Source organism: Thermotoga sp. Cell2 (assembly GCF_000789375.1).
GTDB lineage: Bacteria > Thermotogota > Thermotogae > Thermotogales > Thermotogaceae > Thermotoga > Thermotoga petrophila.
In genome coordinates, this window is the sequence record NZ_CP003409.1 from 722868 (window position 1) to 744848 (window position 21981).

The following is a 21981-nucleotide window of genomic DNA, read 5'->3' on the forward strand; positions in this document are numbered from 1 at the left end:
TTTTTGTTTTTGCTAGCCAGCATTTTCACGGGATCCCGGAGATTCCTTGCCTCTCAAAACAAAAACAGGTGTATCAAGAATCTCTTTCACAACTCCGTTCACCCCGTACACTTCCCAGAACAGATCTGGTGTCAAAATCGATCTTTCACCGTCGCTTACATTCTTTCCATCCTTCATGAAAATGAACCTATCAGCAAATCGCAGAGCCAGGTTTATCTCATGCATCACGACTAGTGCCATCTTTCCTGATTTCACAAAATCTTGAACTATCTCCATGATCTCGATCTGATTCTTTGGGTCGAGATTATTCGTCGGCTCGTCCAGCAAAAGTATCTCCGGCTCTTGAACGAGTGCCCTGGCAATACTCACCTTTTGAAGTTCGCCACCGCTCAAATTCTTCGCTCTCTGAAACACCAGATGTTGGAGATTCAATCGTTCTACCACCCTGTTTACAATCTCGATATCCTCTTTTGAGGGGCTTACGCTTACGTATGGTTTCCTCCCGAGAAGGATCAGATTGTAAACGTTCAACATTCCGGGATCGAATCTCTGTGGAACGTACCCAACTATCCTGGCCAGATCTCTTCTGGTGTATTGTTCGAGAGGTTTACTAAAAATCTCTACGCCCTGGCACTTCAGGATACCTGCTATGCACTTCAACAACGTGCTCTTTCCTGCACCGTTTGGCCCCAGGATAGCGATGAGTTCTCCCTTCTGCGCGCTGAAAGTGACATTATCCAGAACTTTTTTGTTTCTGTAACTGAACGAAAGGTTTCTTATTCGGAGCATCTCTGTCACCTTTCTTCCCTGTGAAGGAGCAGATAGATGAAAAGAGGTGCACCGAGAAAAGAAGTCACAATCCCCACAGGAAGAACTGTGGGAGATAGAAGAACGCGTGCCACAGTATCGGCCGATAACAGCAAAACACTACCACACAGCGCGGAAAGAGGAATCAAAAATCTGTAATCTTCTCCAAAGAGGATTCTCATCATGTGGGGTGCCAGCAGTCCTATGAAACCGATTATACCGACGAACGCCACACTGATGGCTGTCAGCAAAGTAGAGAGCACTACCAGAATCAATCTCACTTTTTCCACTTCAATCCCCGTCGACTTTGCGATTTCGTCTCCCACAACCATCGCATTGATATCCCACGCCTTCCAGAGGAAATAAGCGAAAACCGTCAAAAAGACCACCAGAAGTATGAGGTTTTCTCTCCAGGTTGTCCTTCCAAGATCTCCAAAGCTCCAGTAAACCATCGTGGCGAGTTCCAGATCATCAGCAAAGTACTGGATCAACGTGGTGGCAGCCGTGAAGAGAGAACCCATGGCGACACCCATCAGCACTATCGCTTCTGGAGTGATTTCCTTTAGTTTTCCAATCAAAAGAATGACAAGAGAAGAACTCATCGCCCCAAGAAAAGCGAAGAGAGCGATGGTGTAGGGATTGTTCAGTGTGACACTACCAGTGCTCTCAGAATACCCTGCTCCCAGTGCGATGGCTAAGGAAGCACCGAACATGGCGCCATGAGATGTACCCGTTGTAAAGGGACTGGCAAGAGGATTTTTCAAAACTCCCTGCATAACAGCTCCAGAGACCGCCAAAGAAGCACCAACGAGGATACCGGTGACTACTCTTGGAAATCTGACACTCCAGATCACAAGTTGCGCCTTCCTGTCACCCTTCCCCAGAAATGCGCCGATAATATCTTTGAGCGACAGAGAGTATCCACCATGTGATAGAGAATAGATCCCTACAAGCACCAGCAAAAATGATAAAAACAGAATCGTGAGAATTCTTCTCGCAACGTAATTCTTGTAAATCACCACGTTCCACGGAGGATCCTTCCTGAAGAAAGATCTATCCTTCCAAATCCTCCAAATTGCTCAGCCATCTCCCTGTAAACCCTTTCCCCGAGGAAGAATTCATAAATTTCATCCGCCTTTTCCTCTGGATCGATATCGGTAAAACGTTCGGGATAGAGAACCTTTCCGATGAAGTACGTATCGGCCAGAGCTGTTCCGATGTTGGTGGTGTAATAATTGTAAGGGAGAATGCCGTAAACTTTTCCTCTTTTGACAGCACTCAAACTCTCGTAGAATTCTCTGTGTTTCGAATAATCGTCCAGTACGAGGCTCAAACCGTTTTCATCGATGAAAATGTACTCTGGATCCCAAACGAGTAGCTTCTCAGGATCTATGAATTTGTGTCCTTCTCCCAGTTCGTCCACAACGTTCCTCGCGTGTAGGACCACGAAAGGAGGATACTTCGCCTCCGTGCTATCGATTCCATGAGCTCCTTTGTATCCGATTCCACCAACATAGACGGTAGGGCTTTCGACACCCTCAGATCGAGTTACGAGATCCTCCTGCGCTTTCCTTATGAAATCAACCACTTCATGGGCCCTTTCTTCTCTTCCAAGAATCTTTCCTGCCAGCTCGATCGATCTGAAGAGATCCTCGTCTTCAAATGTCCCGAGATCTCCGTAACTGAGAACGACAACGGGAATCCCCGTTTTCTCCTGTATGTTCTGCGCCGTCTTCCTGTCAACGTACGTGATGAAAACAACGTCGGGTTGCAGGGCTATCAAAGACTCCAGATCTGGAAGCTTTCCCGGTCCTCCAGGACCAACACTCGGAAGTTTCTTGAGCTCCGGATACGCAAGTATGTATGGCCTCCCGTAAGGTCTGAGTTTCTCAAAGTCTTCCACACCAACAACCATATCGGTGGCTTTCAAATACGCAATCAACCTGAGCGCCCCGGGACCCACTGCCACGATTCGATTCACGTTCGAAGGAATCTCCACTTCTCTTCCAAGAAGATCTTTTATCACGATTCCTTCCGAAAACAACGCGACCGAAAGAATCAGAAAAACAGAGATAAAAACCTTGAATTTCATTTCTCTACACCTCCTCGAACCATCCAATTCTGGCGTTCTCTACGCAGTCTATTTTCGAAGAGTAGGGTTTGATATCGACAACGGGGGTTCCATCAACAGCGTCCAGTCCCTCTACAACCAGTTCCCTTCCCCTCACTTCTAAAAGTTTCACAACAGAAAAACCGATGGGATTCGGTCTGTGGGGAGAGCGTGTCGCGAAAACACCGTGCTCACGCTTGTCAAACGGAGGAATAGCGATCAATCTGTCTCTGTTCGCTCTGTCAAGCCAGTAAAGAACGATCAGATGTGTACACGTTTCGATGTCCTTCAGCCCTTCTTCGTATTCAGGAAAGAGTTCGATCGTGAATCTCTCCTGAGAAAATCTCCCCTGGAAAGGGCACTCGGATGGACTTTTGAAAGGAGATCTAATTACACCGATCTGTTTCAACAGAAACACATCCAACTCCCCCTTTAAATTAAAAAAATAACCCCCTGCACGCGCAGGGGCTTTTTGGTGGAGCCGATGGGACTTGAACCCACGACCTCTACCGTGCGAAGGTAGCGCTCTCCCAGCTGAGCTACGGCCCCACATCCGTGATTTATTATACTCGATCTCTTCTATTTATTCAAGTCCTATCCTGAGAGCCATTCCTGAAGACTCTGTTGATCTTTATGACTCTCAGCATACCGCCTGCCCAGTCTTTCGTTTTGATTCATTTTATTAAATTCAGCATCAAACGAAACTGCTTTAACAAATGATAGTTTTCAACTGAATCAATTGACGAAACAACAGTGAATTATTGACACATTACAAACTCATGTGTTAGATTAAATCAGGGGGTAGATAGCATGGACCCTTTATCGTAATTTCACTTTTTGGCATGGTCGTTATGTATTTCCTATTTCCTGAAACGACAAACGTGGTGATTGTCTCCGCTTTGAACTTTGTGGCGCTCTTTCTCTCATTTTTCACACACTACACCAGCTCAAGAAAGGACGAGGATTTAACCATCCTCGCTTTTTCCTGTTTGTTCTCTTCTCTACTTTCTCTCTTTTTTCTTCGGGTTTTCCTCATGGATCCGAAAAACGCGTGGATGTTTCTGAGTAGCTCCAAGCTGATCCTCGCTGAAGGTTTCTTTTTCTTTCTGATCGGGAAGAAAAAGAATTCTTTCAAATGGCTCGTTGTTCTCACATTTGTTATTCTTTTCGCTGTATCAGTTTTGAGATTTGACCTTCTCATCTACTTCGAAAGCATTTCGCTCGCTCTTTTTTCACTTCTTCTACTCATCAGAAAACCGCAGACAACACTCCTTTCAGTGAGTTTGTTTCTTTATTCCATTTCTTCGATTTTTTTCTATTTTTTCAGAAGTGTATATCTCTACCATGTGGCATCGGGCAGTATCTTTTTGATGTGGCACTTCGTTAAAAAGTACGTGGAGACCCCCAAAGAAGAAGCAGAAAAGCTCTCAAAGGAACTTGAGATTCCTCCCGAACGAATTTCTTCTGCCATCACGAACCTTTACAACCTTCTCATTGAAATCCTGCGAATCATACCGGAAATTCTGCGTGAAGATGACCAAAACAGAGTGAGAGAGATACTCAGCAAATATTTTTCGCAAGAAATGTCTTCTTACTTTCCAAAGTTAAGAGATGCTTTTTCAAAGTTTGTCGAGGAGTACATATCCTTTCTGGAAGAAAAACAAAAATTCCAGGATATGTACGTTGTACTCACCAAGAATCTCGCCCACAATTTGAAAAATCCGGTGAACGCCATCTACGTGAGTGCTCAACTTTTGAAACGACAATTCCCGGAGACCTCGCCTGTGGTTAGAAACATAGAAAAACTCTGTCACGAAATGACAGAAGAGATAGAAAGAATTCTCAAAACGTCGATAGGAAGGAGCGAAGTTCTGAGGAAGAATGACGTGGAAAAAGCCCTGGAACCGATTCTGGAAATGGCTCGGCTCAAAAACCTTGAAACAGACATCGAAATGGAATTCAACGAACTCGAAATCGACAAAGATGCTTTCCTCGCACTAGTTTTGAACCTGTTTTCAAACGCGGTGAAGTACACACCTTCTGGAAGAGTGGTTCTCAAAATAGAAAAGAAAAATGATAAAATCAACTTGCGTGTTTCTGACACAGGACCGGGTTTGAAGGAACAAAACGGATTTGGACTCTTCACAGTGAAGAAACTGGTGAACTATCTAAACGGTTCGATGGAAGTCATAAAAAAGGACGGGACCACATTCGTAATAACCCTTCCTCTCAGGAGGGATAAAAATGACATACTGATCGTGGAAGATGATGACATCACACGGGAAGCCATGGGACAGTACCTGAAGCTCTCTGGCTTCGATGTGATCGAAGCAGAGAACGGAGAGAAAGCCATCAAGCTTTCGGAAAACGTCGACGTCGCGTTGGTGGATGTGATGCTTCCAGGGATGAGTGGAATAGAAGTGGTGAACAAGATAAAAGCGAAGAATCCATCCTGTGTGGTCTTCGTCGTAACCGCGTACGACGACACTGAAATAGTAAAGAAATGTGTGGAGGCAGAAGCCGATGATTTCATCAAAAAACCTGTCAATCTCGAACTGTTGAGATTGAAAATAACCCACGCCCTCAGAAACAGAGTCTTCCATATGTACAGAAACAGCTATCTGAAATCGTTGAAGAAAAAACTTTTCCTTTTGGAAAAAACTGCGGAGGAGTTCTTCACAGAATACGAAGACTTTCTCTTCGAAGTTCTAGAAATACTGAACATGCTTTCCGAATACAGGGACATGGAGACACACAAACACACAGAGAGGGTTGGATGGCTCTCAGGAAGGATCGCTGAAGAGATGGGAATGAGCGAGGTTTTCGTCACAGAGATTCAGTTCGCTGCTCCCCTCCACGATATTGGAAAGATCGGAATACCCGATAGAATTCTGTTGAAGCCCGGTATTCTCACACCGGAAGAGTTCGAAATCATGAAACAGCACACCACCATCGGATTCAGAATCCTCAGCCGGAGCAACTCCCCTATCCTTCAACTCGGAGCGGAGATCGCTCTCACGCACCACGAAAGATGGAATGGGGCCGGGTATCCCAGGGGACTGAAGGGGAGAGAAATACCCATTTCTGGTCTCATCGTAGCGGTGGTGGACAGTTTCGACGCCATGGTTTCCAAAAGACCCTACAAAAACCCAAAACCACTTGAAGAAGCGTTCAGAGAGATAGAATCCCTCTCCGGAAAGCTCTATTCACCAGAAGTAGTCGAAGCCTTCCTGAAACTGGAAAAAGAAATAACCGATGTCTACAGGAGGGAGAAGGATGAAGATACCTCCCACAACGGCAGGCGTTCACATCAGAGCTCCTCTGGAGAAGGTGTGGAGGGTATTCGTTAACGAAAACGGCTGGGACGGCTGGTTCACCGATGGTATGAAGATGGAACTCAAGGAAGGAGGAAAGATCTTCTTCAGGTGGTTCAGAAAAACGTTTGGGGAGGAAGTGACGGACGAAGGCATCATCCATAGGTTAGAACCCCCCAATCTCATAGAGTTCTCCTGGAACACATACGAAGATGGATTCAGATCCCGCGTCAAGATGGAGTTCTTTTCCTCAAGCTACAACGGCACCTGGGTTCAGGTGGAAGACCACACGATTGTCCTCAACGAAGAGGACATGAAAATAAAGCTCGAGTGTGCAGTCGGATGGGGAGAAATGTTGACCCTCGCGAAGATATGGATAGAATACGGGATATCAACTCTCGAGAACCCTTGAAATCTCCTCCACGATCTTTTCTATCTCCTCTCTGTCTTTCCCTTCAACCGTGATTCTTATAACGGGCTCTGTACCGGACGGTCTTATCACCACACGGTAGCCCCTGGAAGTGCTCTCTTCAACGATCTTTCTCAGATTCTCATTTTCGAGAGACATTCGCTCCGTTCTCCTTACGTTCTTTGTGATCTGCGGATAATCTGGTATCTCCTTCGCAAAATCAGAAAGATTTCTTCCTGATCGCCTGAGAACTCTCATCAGCTCCAAAGCGGTTATCAAACCATCTCCCGTAGTGCTTCTGTCGAGGATTATTATGTGACCGGATCTCTCTCCTCCCAGATTCGCTCCACTTTCGAGCATCTTTTCAAGGACGTATTTGTCCCCAACTTTCGTTCGAAGAAGCTTTATTCCTTTTTCTTTGAGAAAATCTTCGAGGCCTCCATTCGTCATAACGGTACCCACCACGGTATCGCTGTTTAGACGCCCCTCTTCTTTCAACCCAACTGCGAGGATTCCTATGATCCTATCTCCGTTCACAACGTTTCTTTCTTCGTCTACAGCTATCACACGGTCTCCATCACCATCGAAGGTGAATCCTACCTTCCCGTTCTTCATCTCTTCGGCCAAAAACCTGGGATGAGTGGCTCCGCATCCTTGATTTATGAGGAGTCCGTCCCGGGAATCGTTGAACACCTCTACTTTCGCTCCAAGGAATTCAAAAACCTCTTTGGCCGTTGTCGTGGTGGCACCGTTCGCAAGGTCCAGGGATACCATCTCACCTGTGAGATCGAGATCCCTGAACATTTCAAGGACCGCTCCGATGTACATGTCCCTTCCTTCTCTGAACGATTTTGTCCTGCCGACAACCGAGCGGACCGGGAAACTCCCGTTTTCCAGTCTCTCCTCTATCTCTGCTTCCATCTCGTCCGGTATCTTGTATCCACCCTTCAACACCTTTATACCGTTGTATTCTGGAGGATTGTGAGAAGCCGAAATGACAACACCGAACGACCTGGTGATCCTCGTGAGGAGAGCCACCGCGGGCGTTGGAAGAATGCCGCACAGAAGAACGTCCACCCCCATGGACGTGAGGCCAGCGGAAATAGCTGCTTCGAGCGAATCCCCCGAAACCCTCGTGTCCTTTCCCACAATGACTCTTCCTTCTCCGACAATCTCTCCCAGCGCTTTGCCCACCTTGAAGGCCAGCTCATCTGTGAGTGTTTCACCAAAGATTCCCCTTATTCCGTCGGTTCCGAAGTATTTCACCCTCATAACCTCCCCTTCTGAAGCGTGTAAAGGTGGGACATGTAGTTTCTAAGGTAAGCGTGAGAATCTCCTTCTTCGTCGTATCTGTAATGATAAACAGCATCTAGATCGAGATCTTCACAGATCAAACCTTCACCGCTCTCTATCTCGTTCATAACCTTTCCGTTTGGACCCACTATCCTCGTTCTTCCGACGAATTCCACAAAACCTTCGCCGCACATGGAGGATGCCACAAGGAAAACTCCGTTCTCAACTGCCCTGGATCTCGTGGCAACATCGTACGTGTGCCCCCGAGCCTTCCCAAAAGCAAAGGCTGAGAGAATCACTTTACTCCCTTTGAATGTTAAAATACGTGATATTTCAGGGAAGCCGATCTCATAACAGATCAACGTGCCAAAAACTACCCCTCTGTAAGAAAACACAAGGAAATACTCCCCAGGTTCAAAGACGTTTTTCTCTCCACGAAAGAGATGTGTTTTATCGTAGAAAAGCAATTCCCTTTTCTTCTTGAAAATCACAAGCGAGTTTCTAAGCTTTCCCAGAACGATCCTTGGTGTACCAACAGCTATCAGTATCTGTCCTTCCCTTGAAAGCTTCAAGAGCTTTTTCTTTGCGACTTCTGAAAAAAACAAGGCTCCCCTTTTCAGAATCGCCTCGTCCCAGGTGTACCCACTGATTGTGAGCTCCGGAAAGACAACGACTTCGGCTCCTTCCGAAACAGCCATCTCTATGAACTGTTCTATTCTCTCCAGATTTCCTTCGAAGTCACCGATCGCTGGTAACATCTGTACTGCCGCCACTCGCAATTTCGTACACCTTCCTCGCAAGCATTTCCTGCTTCATCCAGTAACCGTCGAGAATACCCTTTGAAGCGAGCCTCCCCAGAAATTTGTAATGAACCTCTGTGAGTCTTCCGGGCCCAGCATTGAAAAGTTCCGTCCCGGGAAGCGGCATGAAGGTGTGCGCATGGATCTTTGCGCCGTATCTCTCCACTATTTTAACAATAAAGCTGAAAGTTTTCTCCACATCCTCTTCCGTTTCGAACGGGAAGCCGAATATGAAATCAACGTGTGGAATAAAACCGTGGAGAGTGATCTTTTCTATCGCTTCCTCTACCTGTTCAACCGTGTGGCCACGCTTTATGATCTTCAAGATCCTGTCGCTTCCGCTCTGGGCACCTATCACTATGGAACGGTTGTTGACGTACTTTTTCACCACTTTGAGTACTTCGTCGGTCACAGACTCTGGCCTCACTTCGGAAGGAAACGTTCCGAAATATATTTCTTCGATACCAACCCTTTTGAGTCCATACAGGAGTTCTTCTATCTTCTCTACATTGGGTGTTACTCCATTCTTCGAACCATAGCCGAAGGAGTTGGGAGCTATGAAACGAGCGAGCTTCCTTCCGTGTTTCACACCGAGTTTCGCGTAGTGAACAACGACGTCCACATCACGGTGTCTCACCTGTCTTCCAGCGATGATCGGTGTCTGACAGTACGCACAAGAAAACGGGCATCCCCTCGTGATTTCGATGGGCATGTAGATTCCTTTCGAAGGTAGGAAAGGTGAGTAGTGGTTCAAGTTGACTCTCTTTGAGATACCATCGAAGATCTTTTTTCTCTCCCCCATCAAGAACCTCAAAATATTCTCCTCTCCATCCCCCGTGAAAACGTGATCGAATCCCATTCTCAAGCAGCCTTTTGGATCGGCTGTCACATGCGGTCCTCCCGCGATGAGCGTGTATCCCCTTTCCTTCAATGTTTTGACTTCCTCTCTGACGGTATCAAGGTCAAAACTCATGAAGGAATAGGCAACGATGGTCTTTTCTGGAGGGAACTTCTTTATTTCCTCAAACTTCACAGGTCTTGCTTCCACATCGAGGTGCCTGCTGTATATGGTTGAGAGAAGGGCCGCGAGGCTGTACCAGTTATTCTTCATCTCTCTGAAGAGAATATACATCCAGTGCCACCTCTTCTATGAACTCGTGGAAGAACGGCTTTGGATCTTCTTCGCTTTTCACGACTCTGTCCAGATCGTAGAGATCCCTCAGTATCTTTCTAACCTTCTTCACATCGTAATAGAGGAGGTGGTTTATCACCTTGAATTTCCAGGTCTTAAAGGAGAAACCGAGGAAACGAGCCACACGAGGAACGGGAATTCCCAGCTCTTTGGACACCCTGGACACATCAGGCCAGGTGTAGTATCTTTTCTTTGTCACAAGAACGAGGATTTTGAAGAGATCCAGGAAGTGATTCGCAAGGACAGTGGCAATCACCACGGGCTCTGTGGTTTTCCACAACTGCGACAGAAGAGAGTGAGCGATCTTCCTTTTTCCTTCGGAAACGGCAAAGCAAAAATCATCGTATCCCGGAGTCTGATAGGTGAAAACGACCTCTTCCACGTCCTCTACCGTTATCTTTTTGTCCTCGGAATAAGCTTTCAGCTTTTCAATCTCCCTTTCTATGATCAGGTCGTTCGTTCCAACCTTGGAGAAAAACAGCTGAAGGGCATCTTTATCGATGAGCAAACCATTTTCCCTGAAGCGCTTTTCTATCCATTCAAGCCATTTGTCCGTTTCCCATGGCTTTGGAAGCTCCAGCGCTACTCCCTTTCCACCTGTTTTTTGAGAACGGATGAAGATATGAACGTCTTCCGGTACATTTTTCAAAAGTTCAACGAGACGCTTCTGTTCCTGCGCTTTCCACTCATCGAAATTGACGATATCAATGATCGTCTTGTTGGAAAAGATCGTCTTTGTCCTGAGTAAAGACCTTATGAAATCGATCTTGTCAGGATCCTCCGGATGGATCCTTATGTACTCCACATTTCCATCCTTCAGTAGTTTCTTTATCAATTCTTCTTTCTGAGTCTCTGCAGTGCCTGTGAGAAACGTGACCGGCATACAATCACCTCTCATGGTGATTTTAACACGCTTTGAGAAACAATTTCAAAGTGCTATCATTCAGAGAGAAGGAGGTGAAAATATGAAAAGGGTGCTCATCTGGTCGGTTCTGATTACGGCTGGTATTCTCATGCTGGTTTCCGGATGTATCCCGGTGCCTATCCCCATCGACCTTGGGAACCCCGGTATCGAGCCTCAGGTGTTCGAAGTACCAGCGGGAAGTTCTACTACACTAGAAGCAACGTGGACAAGCTTCACGATCAAAGCAGAAGATGTGAAAAGCGCGCAGCAAAGTGCGGGAGTTCCTGGAACAGTACATTTCCACAACATCGAAGTGTCTGGAAAGATCACAGTTGAAGGAAGCCTCACATTTAATGGTTTCATAGATTTTTCACTTGAAGAACCAACGTCCATTCCAGAGACTGGAGATGTGAATATCGATATAGATACTTCTCAAAAAACCGAATACTCTCTTTCTATCTCCGCCAACGATTCAAGCGCCTTGAAAGCAGCACTCGACAAGATAAACAACGGCGAAGATGTCACTCTATGGGTGATTTTTGGTCAAAACGAATACGAGTCCACCACTGATGCCACCGTCACGGTCACCATCACCAACGTGAGGCTCTGGGTCACCTGGACCGCCTGGTAAAACAAAAGCCCCTCTTTTCGAGGGGCTTCATTCTTCATCGAATGAAAGTTCCATGTAGTCTGCTTTCACACCTGGAAGTTTGTTGAGTTTGTCACAGAGTTCTCTGTGCTGCTCAGGACTTCCCACAAGTTCAAGAACTATGAGACCCGCTTCTGAACAGTTGTCGAGAACACCATCATGGAGGCCGAGTCTTGTCTTGATCAGACAGCCCCAAGCCGTGAGAATCTTTTGAACTTTCTCTGCTGTTTCTCTTCTGTTTTCCACAAGGATTGCCATCACAGTTTTTATAGGAAGTTTTTCCGCCACGATATCACCCCCTTGTTACTATTATAACAAAAGGTGATCTATAAAAAAACAAATCCCCGGGCGCTACCTACTCTCGCATGGGGCTACCCCCATACTACCATCGGCCCAGGGCGGCTTAACGGCCGGGTTCGGAATGGAACCGGGTGTTTCCCGCCCCAGTATCGGCACCCGGGGATACTTCGAAGGGTCACTGGAAACTGCATAGGGGATTTCGGAGGTCAAGGCCTCGGCCGATTAGTACCAGTGGGCTCAACGCCTTGCGGCGCTTACACCCCTGGCCTATCAAGGTCCTCTTCTCGGACCGGCCTTACTCCCTTAACGGGATGGGAGGCCTAATCTTGGGGCGCGCTTCCCGCTTAGATGCTTTCAGCGGTTATCGCTTAGGGGCATAGCTACCCGGCGTATGCCGCTGGCGCGACAGCCGGTACACCAGAGGCCCCCTCCTCCCGGTCCTCTCGTACAAGGGAGGACCCCCCTCAAGCCTCCTACGCCCGCGGCAGATAGGGACCGACCTGTCTCACGACGGTCTGAACCCAGCTCACGTACCCCTTTAATGGGCGAACAGCCCAACCCTTGGGACCTGCTTCAGCCCCAGGATGGGATGAGCCGACATCGAGGTGCCGAACCCCGCCGTCGATGTGAACTCTCGGGCGGGACCAGCCTGTTATCCCCGGGGTAACTTTTATCCGTTGATCGACGGCCCTTCCACACGGGACCGCCGGGTCACTAGGGCCGGGTTTCCCCCCTGCTCGGCCTGTCGGCCTCGCAGTCAGGCCGGCTTATGCCCTTGCACTCTGCGGTGGATTTCCAACCCACCTGAGCCGACCTTTGCACACCTCCGTTACCTTTTAGGAGGTGACCGCCCCAGTCAAACTGCCCACCTGGCACTGTCCCCACCCTGCTCTTCACAGGGTCAGGTTAGAACTCCAGTGCACCGAGGGTGGTATTCCACTGGCGGCTCCACCGCCCCTGGCGAGGCGGCTTCACAGCCTCCCACCTATTCTATACACGATGCACCAGAGCCCAATACCAGGCTGCAGTAAAGCTCCACGGGGTCTTTCCGTCTAGCCGCGGGTACTGGGCATCTTCACCCAGACTGAAATTTCACCGGGCCCCCCGCCGAGACAGTGCCCCAGTCGTTACGCCATTCATGCAGGTCGGAACTTACCCGACAAGGAATTTCGCTCACCTTTATCCCATCCTTTCGGAATGGGGGTGGACTGTATCTTCATCCAGTCCCCGGATCTCTTCAAGGACTCGTCGTAGTCTCTCGTGATTACCTGTGTTTATTTCCATGGCTATTTCCAGGATCTTGATGAGACCTTCTTTCGTCAGGTGTTCTCCCCGTTCCATCATCAGGATTATCCTTCTGAATTTCTTGAAGTCGACGTTCTTCTTCGTTTTCAGAGGGTGTTTTTCGAAAAACTCCACTACTTTTTTCAAGCAAGATCTCTTCCGGATCCGAAGCTCGTATCGATCATCGTGGTTTCTTCGCACAACACCGCATCCGAAAAACTTTCTCAATGCGTACAAAACCTGTATATCTCTTTCATGTTGAACGATCCTGAATTCAGGGAGAACCTGGTAACCTGTTTTCATGGTGCGATTTCTATTAACACCCACATAGAAACAGCCTTCACCATCGACGAATCCAACAACCCAATCAGGTTTGAGATCCAAGATTTCCACCCCTTCTCACGGGGACTGGATGCCCGGCGTACAGTCTCTGAGGATCCCCCTCACGGGGTTTCCTGCGGATTACCCAATCCCTTCCATTTTTACCTGGGCTGGCCGCAGCCCCCAGGTAAGAAGGGCTCTAAGGGCTTCCCCGCATACAGCCGGGTATTGCCCCACAGGTTTCCCTGTGGGCAGGCAGCGAATGCTACCTTAGGACCGTTATAGTTACGGCCGCCGTTTACCGGGGCTTCGGGTCGGAGCTACGCTCCCACGAGGGGAGCCTCACCCCTCCCCTTAACCTTCCGGCACTGGGCAGGCGTCAGTCCCTATACTTCCTCTTTTCGAGTTAGCAGAGACCTGTGTTTTTGGTAAACAGTCGCCAGGGCCTTGTCACTGCGACCGCCTCGGGCTCCCCCAGTTTCCGGGTTGCCCCTTCCCCTGGGTTCACCCTAACGCGGCACCCCTTCTCCCGAAGTTACGGGGCCAATTTGCCGAGTTCCTTGGCGAGGGTTCACCCGCTCCCCTGAGCCTTCTCAGCCCGCCCACCTGTGTCGGTTTGCGGAACGGGCACCTACGGCCTCAAGCGGTACGCGAGGTTTTTCTCGGCAGTGTGGGGTCAGCGCCGTTGGTCCCCGAAGGGACCTCCCCATCACGGCTCAGGCTCGGGGCGCGGATTTACCTACGCCCGTCATCGCCCTAACCGCTTGGAGGGGCATGCCACTTGCCCCCGGCGCCTACCCTCCTGCGTCACCCCTCGTACCATCGACCGCAGATGGCGCCGGAATATTAACCGGCTTCCCTTCGGCTACCCCTTTCGGGTTCACCTTAGGGTCCCGGCTAACCCTGGGCGGACGACCCTTCCCCAGGTACCCTTGGGCTTACGGGGGGAGGGATTCTCACCCTCCTTTCGTATACTCATGCCCGCATTCTCACTTCCGCCTCGTCCAGCGGCCCTCGCGGGTCCGCCTTCACCCTACAGCGGAAAGCTCCCCTACCGCCAGTACCTCCAGCGGAGGCACTGACCCGCGGCTTCGGGGGGTGGCTTGAGCCCCGTTACATTTTCGGTGCAGAGCGCCTCGGCTGGTGAGCTGTTACGCACTCTTTAAATGATGGCTGCTTCTAAGCCAACATCCCAGCTGTCTTAGGCGCTCCACATCCTTTACCACTTAGCCACCTCTTCGGGCCCTTAGCCGGCGGTCTGGGTTGTTCCCCTCTCGTCCGCGGAGCTTATCCCCCGCGGGCTCACTCCCGGGCTTTGTGTGCAGGAATTCGGAGTTTGACGGGGTTCGGAGGAAACCCCCCTAGCCCCATCAGTGCTCTACCCCCTGCACAGACCGCCCGAGGCTGCACCTCAATGCATTTCGGGGAGAACCAGCTATCACCGGGTTCGGTTAGCTTTTCACTCCTACCCCCAGGTCATCCGAGGACTTTTCACTGTCCACCGGTTCGGGCCTCCAGTGGGTTTTAACCCACCTTCACCCTGCCCAGGGGTAGCTCACCCGGCTTCGGGTCTGCCGCCGGTGACTGAACGCCCTGTTCGGACTCGCTTTCGCTGCGGCTACGCCTTCATCGGCTTAACCTCGCCACCGACGGCAACTCGCGGGCTCATTAATCAAAAGGCACGCCGTCACCCCCAAATGGGGGCTCCGACTTCTTGTAGGCACGCGGTTTCAGGTCCTCTTTCACTCCCCTTCCGGGGTGCTTTTCACCTTTCCCTCACGGTACTGGTGCACTATCGGACGGCGGGTAGTATTTAGCCTTGGAGGGTGGTCCCCCCAGCTTCCCACGGGATTCCACGTGTCCCGCGGTACTCGGGAGCACGGCCCAGGGAGTCCCTCCCCTTTCGCCTACGGGGCTGTCACCCTCTCCGGCCCACCTTCCCAGGTGGTTCGGCTAGAGGAGGGATTTGTAACTCCCCGGCGAGTCCGTGGCCTCGCCCGGCCGTGTCCCGCAACCCCAGCGTGGCAACGCCCACGGGCTTTGACACCACGCTGGTTTGGGCTCCTCCCCGTTCGCTCGCCGCTACTAGGGGAATCTCGGTTGATTTCTTTTCCTCGGGGTACTGAGATGTTTCACTTCCCCCGGTATCGCACCGCCTTTCGGCGGCGAGTGGCCTCAACGGCCACCCAGGTTTCCCCATTCGGGAATCCCGGGATCAACGCCTGCTTGCGGCTCCCCCGGGCTTATCGCAGCTTGCCACGCCCTTCATCGCCTCCCGCCGCCAAGGCATCCACCGCGTGCCCTTAGTACCTTGACCTCCTACTTTCCCCTATGCAGTTTTCAATGACCCTTCACCTTGGTGGAGACGAGGGGATTCGAACCCCTGACCTCCTGCTTGCAAAGCAGGCGCTCTCCCAGCTGAGCTACGTCCCCACCAATGGTGGGCTCGGGTGGACTCGAACCACCGACCTCACGCTTATCAGGCGTGCGCTCTGACCGACTGAGCTACGAGCCCGAGCCATTGGAATATGGATAGCAGCCCCCATTCATCTCCTAGAAAGGAGGTGATCCAGCCGCACCTTCCGGTACGGCTACCTTGTTACGACTTCGCCCCCCTCGCCAGGTTCTCCCTCGACACCCCCCCTCCCTTTCGGGTTGGGGTAGGTGTCTTCGGGAGCCCCCGACTCGGGTGGCGTGACGGGCGGTGTGTACAAGGCCCGGGAACGTATTCACCGCGGCGTGGCTGATCCGCGATTACTAGCGATTCCGGCTTCACGCAGGCGGGTTGCAGCCTGCGATCCGAACTGAGGGCGGCTTTGGGGATTGGCTCCCCCTCGCGGGGTCGCAACCCATTGTACCGCCCATTGTAGCGCGTGTGTCGCCCAGGGCATAAGGGGCACGAGTACCTGACGTCATCCCCTCCTTCCTCCGGCTCGTCGCCGGCAGTCCCCCTAGAGTGCCCGGCCGAACCGCTGGCAACTAGGGGCAGGGGTTGCGCTCGTTGCGGGACTTAACCCAACACCTCACGGCACGAGCTGACGACGGCCGTGCACCACCTGTGCCGGCTCCCAGTCCCGAAGGACTGGGTCCCTACCCCTTTCGGGGAGGTACCACCGGCATGTCAAGCCCTGGTAAGGTTCTTGGCTTAGCATCCAATTAAACCACACGCTCCACCGCTTGTGCGGGCCCCCGTCAATTCCTTTGAGTTTCACCCTTGCGGGCGTACTCCCCAGGCGGCCCACTTAACGCGTTAGCTTCAGCACGGAGGGATTACCCCCCCACACCTAGTGGGCATCGTTTACAGCCAGGACTACCCGGGTATCTAATCCGGTTTGCTCCCCTGGCTTTCGGGCCTCAGCGTCGGGGTCGGCCCAGGAGACCGGCTTCCCCACCGGCGTTCCTGCCGATATCTACGGATTTCACCCCTACACCGGCAGTTCCGTCTCCCTCTACCGCCCCCAAGCCTGGTAGTTTCGGATGCAGCCCCACGGTTGAGCCGTGGGATTTCACATCCGACACACCAGGCCGCCTACGCCCCCTTTACGCCCAGTAAATCCGGGTAACGCTTGCCCCCTACGTATTACCGCGGCTGCTGGCACGTAGTTAGCCGGGGCTTTCTAGCGGGGTACCGTCATCGGTAGGGCATTTCCTCCCTACCTTATTCTTCCCCCGCCACAGCGGTTTACACCCCGAAGGGCTTCGTCCCGCACGCGGCGTCGCTGGATCAGGGTTTCCCCCATTGTCCAAGATTCCCCACTGCTGCCTCCCGTAGGAGTGGGGCCCGTGTCTCAGTGCCCCTGTGGCCGACCACCCTCTCAGGCCGGCTACCCGTCGTCGGCTTGGTGGGCCGTTACCCCACCAACTACCTGATGGGCCGCGGGCCCCTCCTCCGGCGGGGCAAGCGCCCCTTTCCTCCACCAACTTGCGTTGATGGAGCGTATGGGGTATTAGCCAGGGTTTCCCCTGGTTATCCCCCTCCGGAGGGCAGGTTACCCACGTGTTACTCACCCGTCCGCCGCTGGGTACTCCTCCCCGAAGGGAGTTTCCCCCGCTCGACTTGCATGTGTTAGGCACGCCGCCAGCGTTCACCCTGAGCCAGGATCAAACCCTCCATATAAGATTCGATCCAGGCTCAACAAACTGGGGGGGCTGCTATCCATATTTCAATGACCCGGGGACAAAAACCTTGAAGTTTGCTTCGGCTCTGAGTTCGTAACTTCTCTTTCCGGGTTCTATTCTTCTTTTCTGCTTTCTGAAGACCCTTCATCTCAACGTCGCCGAGATTAATAATAGCACCCCCTTCAACCTCTTTCAATTAAGAAAAAGATACGATAAAGTAACATCAAGGTTAATCCGATACCTCGAGTGTGGGTGGATCGACCCGAACAATCGCATCGATTCCCAGTATTCTCAACGCTTTTTCCAGTTTTGGAAGTACTCTCTCCAAGTCTTCTGTTTTCACAATGAGATGGTGCCTGTAGAATCCTCTCAGTTTGAAAACCCAGTGCTCAACGGGTCCAAGAACCTCCTCGCCTTTCAGAAATTCTTTTAGAGAAGTCAGAGAATTCTTTCCAACTTCCGGATTCTTGGACTTCACAGCAACCTGAATGAGGTGACGATATGGAGGATAACCAAGGGCTTTTCTTCTTTCGAGTTCTTCGGCATAAAAACCATCCACATCTTCTTCTAAGGCTTTTTTGATGATCGTGTCCTCCGAATTATAGGTCTGGATAATCGCCTTCCCCTGATCTCCTCTCGATGCCCTTCCCAGAGTCTGAACGATCAACTGAAACGTACGAAGTGAAGACGAATAATCAGGGTTGAAGATCAAAGAATCCACATCTGTGATACATACAAGGCCTATTTCGGGTACACTGAGACTCTTTGTGATCAACCTGGTTCCAACGAGGATATCTATCTCGCCTCTGATCAATTTGTCTATGTAACTTTCCAGCTCCATGATGTTATCGACAACCTCTCTGTCGACCCTCGCTATCCTGCGGGTCGGAAAGTACCTTTTCAGTTCCCTTTCCACTCTTTCTGTTCCCGCTGTTCTTCCGACGAGACGCCCTCCACAGCGAGGACAGGATTCAACCAATCCGTACTCACGCCCACATTGATGACATTTCAAGGAATGCGTATCTGAATGGTACACCAGAGACACATCACAATTCTCACATTTGAGCACGTACCCACACACTTCACACTGGACACGACCCCAGAAACCTTTTCTCCTTACGTAGATGAGAACTCTCTTGCCTTCCTCGAGGGTCTCCTCTATTCTGTCAAGGGTCTTTTTCGCAAAACTTCCTATCTTCTCTTCATTTCGCATATCGACAACTTCCACAGACAAACTCCCGAACCTTCTCGTAAAATTGAACGTCCTGATGCGACCCTCTTTTGCCTCTCTGTAGGTCCACAAATCCGGTGTTGCAGAAGACAGAATTATGGGAACATCGAAAACTTCAGAGATTTTCCTTGCAACCACGATGGCATCGTAAGAAGGTCGAGTGTGTTGATAAAAACTCTCATCGTGTTCTTCGTCGACTATCAAGAGGGAAAGATTCTTAACTGGAACAAAAACAGCACTGCGTGTTCCCAAAAGCACATCGATTTTTCCGCTAACCGCCCTGTACCATTCCAGATTTTTCCTCGCTCTGGAAAGGTAGCTGTGATAAATCCCTATTTTCAAGTCCGGGAAGGCTCCCTTCAGACGTGAAAGCGTGTGGGTGAGAACAGAAACTTCCGGTACGAGGAAAAGCACAGTTCCTTTCCTCGAATACACATCGATCAACTCGAACAAAGCCTCGGTTTTTCCACTTCCAGTAGGACCAAAAAAAAGATTTTCCTTCGAAATATTTTCTTTGAAACCACTGCGGAGAATCCTTCTCTTTTTTGGAAGAACGTCACCACTCACTATTTCTACTATATTCTTCCTTTGAAGAGTTTCAATCACACTCTTTGAAACCTCCAGATCCTCCAGCAGCTCCTCAAGAGGGACCCCATCGTTGAATTGAAGGTATTCCACCACCATTCTCTGCTTCACAGTTAGATGTTCTCGAACGATTTCACTTATTCCCTTTTTCAGAAACAATCGTTTTTTCACACGAGGTCTTGGCTCTTTCACATAGAAATTTTTCTCCACCCTCACCAGGCCTTTTTTCACCATTTCTTTCAGAGCTTTTTCCCCGAAAGTTTCAAGAAAATCGCGCAGAGTCATCCTGTCGAAATCCAGAAACGGACTCTCCGAAACAACCACTTCCTCCTTGTAATCGTCGATACCCTGTGGGAAAAACAGATCGAAAACCATTCCTACAGGTGAGAAAAACCTTTCAGACACCCATTCTGCTATTTTCACATGTCCTTCGCTTAGAAAACTTTTACCGTCCCTTTCACTGAGCGTTGCTTCGTTTTCGTGTGAAAATGATCGTTCCAGTACGTAGCCCTTGACTTTTTCATTTCGCCACTTCAACCACACTCTTTCACCAGTCAAAAGCTCTTCTGAAGAGAAAACATTAAGCACTTTTCCCGAACCGGAGACAGCCACCTTGTAGTACATCTCACAACTCCTCCAGTTCTTTGAACCCTTCTCCAAGGGCCTGCCTCACTTCCTTGATTATGACGAAGGCTTTTGGATCAGCCTTCTTTATGAACCTGATCAGTTCGTTCAATTCCCTTCTCCTCACCACCACCAGAAGTATCTTCCTTTCTTTGCCGGTGTAAGCTCCCTTTGCGGGAATGTAAGTAGCCCCTCTTTGAAGAACGTTCAGCACAAAGTCTTTTATATCGTCGCATTTTTCAGAGATAATGATCACCTCACTCGACTGCTCAATACCTCTCATCATGAAATCCACCATTATACCGTTCAAAATAACTCCAAGAAGTGCGTACATACCTGTTCTGGCACTGAAAACAAGTCCTGCAAGTACCGCTATCGCGACATCCACCATGAGCAGCCCCGTTCCCATAGATATCCAGAAGTACTTGTTCAGAATCCTGGCCAGAATATCCGTTCCTCCTGTGGAAGCGTTCTGAGAGAAAGTTATGGCAAGGCCGGAAGCTGTGAGGATGGTTCCAAAAAACACGGCAAGAAACAGATCATCACCGGTGTACTTTGGAAGGGGAATAATGCGGTCGAAAAGATCCACGAAGAAGTTAAAAACAAAGGTGCAATAAATAGTCTTCGCGCTGAAATCGAATCCTATCGTCAAGAAAGCTATCAAAAAGAGCAAACCGTTGAGTATGTACATCCACACACCAACGGGGATCGGCACAAAACTGTGAAGTATTATCGAAAGTCCACTCACCCCACCAGCCGCTATATCGTTCGGTATGAGGAAAACAACGAGTCCAACGGCAGTGATCAACGTTCCAAGAGTACTCAGCACGTACTCTTTGATTTTTTCTATCAACTTCTTTCACCTCCACAAGAGAAATCAGAGGGAGGAAGAAGAGATGAAGACCTTACCGCCCAGAGGAACGTTCAGTACTTCGGCAACGAAATCACACTTTGCTGTCAGGAGGAAGAAGAGATTCTTTTTCTCCTCTTCGTAGAGACCTTCGAAGTTTCCCTGGCCTTTGGAGATCACAACATCGAACTCAAAGAATGCCTTTCTGAACTCCTCACTCGCCTTATCAAGCATGACACCAGGTTCGTCCACTCCAGAGCTAATAACAGTGGCGATCTCTTCCAGACCGATGTACTTCGCGTCCTCAATGGTTGCATCGTTGATAATGGGTTTGCCACGAACCGCCACAACTACCTCCAGCGATGGATTCTCCATCTTCAGGACTTCTATGAAGAACTTGTCAAACACGATTTCTCCCGCGTTGTCAGCCACATAGAACAGAGTGGAAGCGTTCATCAACACATTCCTGAATTCCTCGAAGTCTTCTCTGTCGAACGGCCTTTCGTAAGCCTCGTGTAGTTTTTCAAAGATTTCATCAACACTCCATCCCGGTATCCCGAGATCTATCAGATTCCCAGAAACGGCGAGTTTTGCGGCGGAATACACAGGATCGGGAGAGTTCAAAATCTCTGGTCTGAACATTTCAACGAGTTTCATGGCCATATCGTTCGATCTTCTTTTCTCCTCTTTGAAAGGATCTTCTTCCTTTATGTACTCCATTATGAACCTGTGAACCTCTCCGTTCACTTCGAGAGGCTTCATACCCCACTTCATTTCACTCATAATCCTGAAAACTTCCCTGAAGATCACCCATCTCTTTTCAGGAGAAGTGATGGTTTTCTTCAGAAGATTCTCCGCCTGTCTGAGACTGCAGATCAGACACCTTTCGTCAGCCCTCAGATACCTCATCGTCGATCTCCTCCAGCTTCTTGATTACGATATCGATCAGATCCTTAACCTTTCGAATTTTCGATATCTCCTCATCTTCTATTCTCAAGGCAAATTCATCTTCAAAGAACATCACAAGATCTATCACGTCTATCGAATCGAATCCAAGCTCTTCAAATGTGTTTTCTTCATCAACCGTTTCAAGATCTTTCCCCATTTTCTCTGACGCGATTTCGACAAATTTCGCCATGAGCTTTTTCCTTTCCACGTGAAGTCCCCCCATGAAATCCTACCACAATTT

The 21981-nt window shown here is 49.8% G+C and carries 16 protein-coding genes, 3 tRNA genes, 3 rRNA genes and 1 pseudogene; 4 read left to right on the top strand and 19 right to left on the bottom strand.

Translation table 11 applies throughout. The annotated features are described in order from the left end of the window. Positions 1-12: 12 nt before the first annotated feature. From CELL2_RS03720 to CELL2_RS03740, 5 genes are all read right to left on the bottom strand, one after another. The gene (locus CELL2_RS03720) at positions 13-789 is read right to left on the bottom strand and encodes an ABC transporter ATP-binding protein (RefSeq protein WP_038033504.1); all 777 of its coding nucleotides are present in this window, start codon (positions 787-789) and stop codon (positions 13-15) included. Between the two features lie 5 nt (positions 790-794). After that, complete coding sequence (locus CELL2_RS03725) at positions 795-1829, bottom strand: iron ABC transporter permease (protein ID WP_038033306.1); 1035 nt, start codon at positions 1827-1829, stop codon at positions 795-797. Continuing rightward, positions 1823-2899 carry an iron ABC transporter substrate-binding protein gene (locus tag CELL2_RS03730; protein ID WP_038037466.1) on the bottom strand — a complete coding sequence of 359 codons (1077 nt, stop codon included), beginning with the start codon at positions 2897-2899 and terminating at the stop codon, positions 1823-1825. The genes CELL2_RS03725 and CELL2_RS03730 overlap by 7 nt, the downstream gene beginning before the upstream one ends. Positions 2900-2903: 4 nt before the next feature. Continuing rightward, the gene (gene tsaA / locus CELL2_RS03735; RefSeq protein ID WP_004082829.1) at positions 2904-3335 is read right to left on the bottom strand and encodes a tRNA (N6-threonylcarbamoyladenosine(37)-N6)-methyltransferase TrmO; all 432 of its coding nucleotides are present in this window, start codon (positions 3333-3335) and stop codon (positions 2904-2906) included. A gap of 55 nt (positions 3336-3390) precedes the next feature. Next, positions 3391-3466 (bottom strand) — tRNA-Ala (locus tag CELL2_RS03740). Positions 3467-4869: 1403 nt separating this feature from the next. On the opposite strand from CELL2_RS03740, the pseudogene CELL2_RS09850 reads away from it, so the two are divergent. The 3 genes and pseudogenes from CELL2_RS09850 to CELL2_RS03755 form a co-directional block, all read left to right on the top strand. Next, positions 4870-5091, top strand: a pseudogene (locus CELL2_RS09850) (sensor histidine kinase); the annotation flags it as partial. Between the two features lie 114 nt (positions 5092-5205). Further along, positions 5206-6267: a cyclic di-GMP phosphodiesterase gene (locus tag CELL2_RS09855; RefSeq protein ID WP_052123922.1), complete on the top strand. Its 1062-nt coding sequence runs from the start codon at positions 5206-5208 to the stop codon at positions 6265-6267. Next, positions 6194-6643 carry an SRPBCC domain-containing protein gene (locus CELL2_RS03755; RefSeq protein ID WP_029683263.1) on the top strand — a complete coding sequence of 150 codons (450 nt, stop codon included), beginning with the start codon at positions 6194-6196 and terminating at the stop codon, positions 6641-6643. Before CELL2_RS09855 ends, CELL2_RS03755 begins: the two co-directional genes overlap by 74 nt. On the opposite strand, the gene glmM is transcribed toward CELL2_RS03755, so the two are convergent. The 4 genes from glmM to holA are packed head-to-tail and all read right to left on the bottom strand — an operon-like array spanning position 6623 to position 10808. Continuing rightward, entirely contained in the window at positions 6623-7912 is a 1290-nt protein-coding gene (glmM, locus tag CELL2_RS03760; protein ID WP_038033301.1) for a phosphoglucosamine mutase, read from the bottom strand. The genes CELL2_RS03755 and glmM overlap by 21 nt on opposite strands. Next, positions 7909-8691, bottom strand: coding sequence for a carbon-nitrogen hydrolase family protein (locus tag CELL2_RS03765; protein ID WP_369699334.1), 783 nt, complete (start codon positions 8689-8691; stop codon positions 7909-7911). The genes glmM and CELL2_RS03765 overlap by 4 nt, the downstream gene beginning before the upstream one ends. Continuing rightward, positions 8672-9865, bottom strand: a complete 1194-nt coding sequence (locus CELL2_RS03770; RefSeq protein ID WP_038033299.1) for a TIGR04013 family B12-binding domain/radical SAM domain-containing protein — start codon at positions 9863-9865, stop codon at positions 8672-8674. Before CELL2_RS03770 ends, CELL2_RS03765 begins: the two co-directional genes overlap by 20 nt. Next, on the bottom strand, positions 9834-10808 hold the full coding sequence (holA, locus tag CELL2_RS03775; protein WP_008193936.1) for a DNA polymerase III subunit delta: 975 nt from the start codon (positions 10806-10808) through the stop codon (positions 9834-9836). The genes CELL2_RS03770 and holA overlap by 32 nt, the downstream gene beginning before the upstream one ends. An 82-nt stretch (positions 10809-10890) precedes the next feature. Here holA and CELL2_RS03780 point away from each other — a divergent pair, with 82 nt between their 5' ends. Continuing rightward, on the top strand, positions 10891-11460 hold the full coding sequence (locus tag CELL2_RS03780) for a hypothetical protein (protein WP_038033297.1): 570 nt from the start codon (positions 10891-10893) through the stop codon (positions 11458-11460). A 27-nt stretch (positions 11461-11487) separates the two neighbouring features. Here the strand turns inward: CELL2_RS03780 and CELL2_RS03785 are convergent, their stop codons facing one another. The 10 genes from CELL2_RS03785 to CELL2_RS03830 form a co-directional block, all read right to left on the bottom strand. After that, positions 11488-11766, bottom strand: coding sequence for a hypothetical protein (locus tag CELL2_RS03785; protein WP_008193941.1), 279 nt, complete (start codon positions 11764-11766; stop codon positions 11488-11490). A 55-nt stretch (positions 11767-11821) separates the two neighbouring features. Continuing rightward, positions 11822-11938: ribosomal RNA gene (rrf, locus tag CELL2_RS03790) — 5S ribosomal RNA — on the bottom strand. Positions 11939-11980: 42 nt separating this feature from the next. Next, positions 11981-15700: ribosomal RNA gene (locus tag CELL2_RS03795) — 23S ribosomal RNA — on the bottom strand. A 40-nt stretch (positions 15701-15740) separates the two neighbouring features. Beyond that, a tRNA-Ala gene (locus CELL2_RS03800) sits at positions 15741-15816 on the bottom strand. Positions 15817-15821: 5 nt separating this feature from the next. After that, a tRNA-Ile gene (locus CELL2_RS03805) sits at positions 15822-15898 on the bottom strand. Positions 15899-15940: 42 nt separating this feature from the next. Beyond that, a 16S ribosomal RNA gene (locus CELL2_RS03810) occupies positions 15941-17500 on the bottom strand. The 16S, 23S and 5S rRNA genes sit together here with 2 tRNA genes alongside, the layout of an rRNA operon. 231 nt (positions 17501-17731) lie before the next feature. After that, positions 17732-19942 (bottom strand): primosomal protein N', encoded by a 2211-nt coding sequence (gene priA / locus CELL2_RS03815; RefSeq protein WP_038033296.1) that lies wholly within the window; start codon positions 19940-19942, stop codon positions 17732-17734. A gap of 1 nt (position 19943) precedes the next feature. Further along, positions 19944-20795 carry a YitT family protein gene (locus tag CELL2_RS03820; RefSeq protein ID WP_004082812.1) on the bottom strand — a complete coding sequence of 284 codons (852 nt, stop codon included), beginning with the start codon at positions 20793-20795 and terminating at the stop codon, positions 19944-19946. Between the two features lie 24 nt (positions 20796-20819). Then, complete coding sequence (locus CELL2_RS03825; protein WP_012310743.1) at positions 20820-21701, bottom strand: DUF89 domain-containing protein; 882 nt, start codon at positions 21699-21701, stop codon at positions 20820-20822. Further along, complete coding sequence (locus CELL2_RS03830; RefSeq protein ID WP_029683257.1) at positions 21682-21948, bottom strand: acyl carrier protein; 267 nt, start codon at positions 21946-21948, stop codon at positions 21682-21684. Before CELL2_RS03830 ends, CELL2_RS03825 begins: the two co-directional genes overlap by 20 nt. Positions 21949-21981: the final 33 nt, after the last annotated feature.

What these genes read in the sequence shown, in the direction of transcription:
- CELL2_RS03720 (WP_038033504.1), bottom strand. Translation starts at nt 789, where the DNA reads ATGCTCCGAATAAGAAACCTTTCGTTCAGTTACAGAAACAAAAAAGTT.
- CELL2_RS03730 (WP_038037466.1), bottom strand. Translation starts at nt 2,899, where the DNA reads ATGAAATTCAAGGTTTTTATCTCTGTTTTTCTGATTCTTTCGGTCGCG.
- CELL2_RS09855 (WP_052123922.1), top strand. Translation starts at nt 5,206, where the DNA reads ATGGGACAGTACCTGAAGCTCTCTGGCTTCGATGTGATCGAAGCAGAG.
- CELL2_RS03755 (WP_029683263.1), top strand. Translation starts at nt 6,194, where the DNA reads ATGAAGATACCTCCCACAACGGCAGGCGTTCACATCAGAGCTCCTCTG.
- glmM (WP_038033301.1), bottom strand. Translation starts at nt 7,912, where the DNA reads ATGAGGGTGAAATACTTCGGAACCGACGGAATAAGGGGAATCTTTGGT.
- CELL2_RS03765 (WP_369699334.1), bottom strand. Translation starts at nt 8,691, where the DNA reads ATGTTACCAGCGATCGGTGACTTCGAAGGAAATCTGGAGAGAATAGAA.
- CELL2_RS03770 (WP_038033299.1), bottom strand. Translation starts at nt 9,865, where the DNA reads ATGTATATTCTCTTCAGAGAGATGAAGAATAACTGGTACAGCCTCGCG.
- holA (WP_008193936.1), bottom strand. Translation starts at nt 10,808, where the DNA reads ATGCCGGTCACGTTTCTCACAGGCACTGCAGAGACTCAGAAAGAAGAA.
- CELL2_RS03780 (WP_038033297.1), top strand. Translation starts at nt 10,891, where the DNA reads ATGAAAAGGGTGCTCATCTGGTCGGTTCTGATTACGGCTGGTATTCTC.
- priA (WP_038033296.1), bottom strand. Translation starts at nt 19,942, where the DNA reads ATGTACTACAAGGTGGCTGTCTCCGGTTCGGGAAAAGTGCTTAATGTT.
- CELL2_RS03825 (WP_012310743.1), bottom strand. Translation starts at nt 21,701, where the DNA reads ATGAGGTATCTGAGGGCTGACGAAAGGTGTCTGATCTGCAGTCTCAGA.